The 3588-nt window shown below is 69.2% G+C and carries 4 protein-coding genes; all 4 read right to left on the minus strand.

What is annotated here, in order from left to right; genetic code table 11:
- Positions 1-95: 95 nt before the first annotated feature.
- Positions 96-254 (minus strand): hypothetical protein, encoded by a 159-nt coding sequence (locus GSE44_RS24865; protein ID WP_159351509.1) that lies wholly within the window; start codon positions 252-254, stop codon positions 96-98.
- A complete protein-coding gene (locus GSE44_RS24870) occupies positions 251-1135 on the minus strand; it encodes a DMT family transporter (RefSeq protein WP_159351510.1) in 885 nt (294 codons plus the stop codon). The genes GSE44_RS24865 and GSE44_RS24870 overlap by 4 nt, the downstream gene beginning before the upstream one ends.
- Complete coding sequence (locus GSE44_RS24875; protein ID WP_235925132.1) at positions 1135-2091, minus strand: DMT family transporter; 957 nt, start codon at positions 2089-2091, stop codon at positions 1135-1137. The genes GSE44_RS24870 and GSE44_RS24875 overlap by 1 nt, the downstream gene beginning before the upstream one ends.
- A 121-nt stretch (positions 2092-2212) precedes the next feature.
- Positions 2213-3040: an HTD2 family dehydratase gene (locus GSE44_RS24880; protein ID WP_159351511.1), complete on the minus strand. Its 828-nt coding sequence runs from the start codon at positions 3038-3040 to the stop codon at positions 2213-2215.
- Positions 3041-3588: the final 548 nt, after the last annotated feature.

Here is a 3588-nt window from a genome sequence, read left to right on the forward strand (position 1 = left end):
GGTGTTTCATGATTGGAAGAATCGCAGGCTTTGCCGCCTATTCCAACCGAACTCTGCAATTCCAGCACCCAAATTCCGAGCTTTCCTGCCCCGGATCAACAGGTTGCTGGTTGTTCAAGGCCGACCAGGTAGGTGTTGGTGCCGCGATAGGTGAAAGGCCCCGGATTGCCGCAGAGGATGCGCCGCAGCCCCGGCGCCACCCATTGCACCTCCCCCGGCGCCAGCGGATCGTCACGCCGGAACTCAAGTGTCATCGCGCCCTCCTCCGGAATTCGCTGCGCAGCACGATGAAGCCTGCACCCACGATCAGCGCACTGCCCGCCAGCATTGCCACACCGGGCATCTCGCCCCAGACCAGCCAGCCGAGCAGACCAGCCCAGAGCAGGCCCGTATAGGTATAGGGGCCGAGCGAGGACACCTGCGCGCTGGCAAAGGCCTCGGTGTTCAGCACCTGGCCGACGCCGCCGATCAGCCCCATCAGCACCAGCAGCCCGAGATCGCCCAGGCTCGGCGTGATCCAGACGAAGGGCAGCGCGAGGCCGGTCAACCCCGTCATCAGCAGCGCCTGCCACAGAACGATGGTGGTGCTCGGCTCCGTGGCCGAGAGCTGCCGCACCAGCATGGTCGAAAGCGCGCCGAAGAAGCCGCCCAGTGCTGCGATGGAATAGCCGAGAACGAGCCCGCCGGTGACCGCGCCGCCACCCGCCCCCTGCCCGGCCGCGACCACGACCACGCCCAGGAAGCCGATTCCCACCGCCGCCCAGCGCGCAGCACCGGGGCGCTCGCCCAGCCAGGGAATCGCCAGCAGGATGATGAAGAGCGGCTGCGTGTAGTTCAGCGCCGTCTGGTCGGCGAGCGGCACGAGCGAGAGGGAGAAGAAGGCGCAGCCCATCCCCATCAGCCCGGAGGTCGCCCGCACCGCGTGGCCGCCCAGCCGCCGGGTCCGCAGCAGCGCCCCCATGCGCAGCCCCGCAGCGAGCACGATGGGAAGGGAGAAGGCGTTGCGGAAGAACATCAGTTCGAGGAAGGTGTAGCGCGTGCTGAGCTCCTTCACGAAGGCGCCCATCAGAGCAAAGCAGGCGGTGGCGCCGAGCATCAGCAGCGCGCCGCGCCGCAGGTCATGCCGCAGGGCCATCAGCGATTGCCGGGCAGGGACGTGGACGGCGCCACCGCCCGCGTGAGACCCGCGGGCCCAGCCTCGGCTGTTCCCACTGCCCCGCCGGCAAGGCCAGCCTCCCTTTGGGCATCCTCGATCCGGGCCTCACGCGCCCGGATCCGGGCACGATGCAGGTTGTACAGCCCGGCCAGCACGACGATCGAGGCACCCAGCGCCGTCGTCCAGGCCGGCACATCGCCCCAGATCAGCATCCCCAGGAGCGTGCCCGTCACCAACGTCGAATATTCGAAGGGGGCCAGCAGCCCCACCGGCGCCAGGGCGAAGGCCCGCGCGAAAAGAAGATGCGCGGCCCCATTCCCCAGCCCCAGAATCAGGATCGCGAAGCAGCCGCCCCAGCTGGGCCAGCCGATCGGCGGAAACATCGGCAGGACGGCGATGCCGACCGGCACATGGGCCACCATCAGCCAGAAGGCGATCGTCGCCGGCCGGTCGGTCCGCGCCAGAACCCGTGTCCAGATGCGCGTCACCGCCATGAGCGCCACGCCGAGGAGAAGCACGCCCGCCTCCCAGCGCCAGAGGTCGCCGCCGGGCCGCACCATCACCAGCACACCGAAGAAGCCTACCAGGGTGGACATCCAGCGCCGCCACCCGACGCTCTCCCCCAGCATCGGAATGGCCAGCACCGTCATCGCCAGCGGCGCCATAGCGGCGACGGCATAGCTGTCCCCCAGTGGCATGCCGCGTGCCCAGGCCAGGTAGAAGGTCACCGTCACCACGCAATGCAGCACGCTCCGCGTCGCGAGCAGGCGCCGGTTCACCGCTCGCGCCTGCACCCGGAACCCGCCGGTCAGCACCAGCACCGTGACGGCTCCGATCGAGCCGCGCAGGATCATGGCAACGGCGACGCCGATCTCCGGCAGCACCCATTTCACGGCAGCGTCGGAGAAGGTGACGATGGCGAAGCCGAGGGCCATCAGTCCGATGCCGCGCAGCGCCTCGTCCGCACGGTCCGCCGAAGATTGATCAGGGGCCGGCGGACCTGCCGCCGGCCCCCTGGTTTGGTGATCGGGGGTTTGGTGATCGGGCTCCCGCTGATCAGACAAGGACGGCCTCGGCCTCCTGGCAGGTGGCGCCCGTTTCGTCCCGCGTCTCCAACCGGATCATGCCATCCGCCTCACGCCGACCGAGCAAGGTCAGGCGTCGTCCGTCGAAGCAGGGGCGCTTCCCGCGATAGGCCAGGCGCGACAGCCGCGCCCCCTTCCCGCCCAGGTCCAGCGCATGCCGCGCCAGCAACGTCGCCTGCAGCGGCCCATGGACCACAAGGCCGGGATAGCCTTCCTCCTGCGTCACATAGGGATGGTCGTAATGGATGCGGTGACCGTTCCCGGTCAGCGCCGAGTAGCGGAACAGCATCACCGGATCTGGCACCAGCGAGGCCTCCAGCGCGCCGTCCCAGGCAGGCGCCGCGGGCGCCGCCTTCACCGCGGCGCCTTCCGTGCCCCGGTAGACGATGTCCTGCTCCTCCTCGACCAGCATGCCGGCCGGCCCGTGCAGAACATGCCCGACGGTCACGAAGACCAACCGGCCGGAGCCGCCGGACTTCTCCTTCACGGACAGGATCGTGCTCACGCGCCGTAGGGCATCCCCGGTCCGCACCGGAGCGTGGAAGGTCACGCGCCCCCCGGCCCACATGCGGCGCGGCAGGTCATGCACGGGCGGCAGGAAGCCGCCGCGGCGCGGATGGCCATCCGGCCCCAATCCATCGGGCATCCGCCAGTCCTGGAACAGAGTCCAGTGCCATAGCGCGGGCCAGGCATCGCCCTCGAGCGGCCGCCCCAGCGTCGCCGCCATTCCCTCCGCCAGCCTCGGATCCGCGCGGTCCTGCCGCTCTTCCTGCCGGCCGACAAATTCCTCGAACGCCATGCTTTCCCCTTCGCAGCCCTGGCCGGGCCGTCTCGATCCTCGCGCTAGGCCCGGCGGACCCTGGTTCCGTCCGGGAGCTTCGCTACGGTGTCTAATGGGTGATGCGGCGCCTCAAGGCCGCCCGTGCCGCCGTCTCGGGTATCGGAGCCGGGGCACTCGCCCAGGCCGGCCACTCCCGTCGGGGATCGAAGGCTCGTCGGTGTCGAAGAAGCCACAGCAATCCCCGCCGGGAAGGCGTCAGGGGTCGTGAATGGCCCCCGCATCACGCTTCCTCTTTCCTCCCCGGTGCGGGGCTCCGTCAACTGGGAGTCCCACGCAATCATGCGCGCATCGGCTGTGGGTGCAGAGGTGCGGCAGGCTGCAAGTCAGGCTAAAGTACCGAGCGGAGATGCGCGCATTCGCGCAGATTCCTCGCGCCGATTAGGGCGTGTCCTCAGATGGGGGATTCCCAGGATGGTGCTGGAGTGATTCATAGGGTGCCGGCAAGTTGTGGAGCAGCCGGGGAATGCGGCGATACGCGTTGCGTGACGATCAGTGGGTGCGGATCG

This window comes from Muricoccus harenae (assembly GCF_009848505.1).
GTDB lineage: Bacteria > Pseudomonadota > Alphaproteobacteria > Acetobacterales > Acetobacteraceae > Roseomonas > Roseomonas harenae.

What these genes read in the sequence shown, in the direction of transcription:
- GSE44_RS24880 (WP_159351511.1), bottom strand. Translation starts at nt 3,040, where the DNA reads ATGGCGTTCGAGGAATTTGTCGGCCGGCAGGAAGAGCGGCAGGACCGC.
- GSE44_RS24870 (WP_159351510.1), bottom strand. Translation starts at nt 1,135, where the DNA reads ATGGCCCTGCGGCATGACCTGCGGCGCGGCGCGCTGCTGATGCTCGGC.
- GSE44_RS24875 (WP_235925132.1), bottom strand. Translation starts at nt 2,091, where the DNA reads ATGGCCCTCGGCTTCGCCATCGTCACCTTCTCCGACGCTGCCGTGAAA.
- GSE44_RS24865 (WP_159351509.1), bottom strand. Translation starts at nt 254, where the DNA reads ATGACACTTGAGTTCCGGCGTGACGATCCGCTGGCGCCGGGGGAGGTG.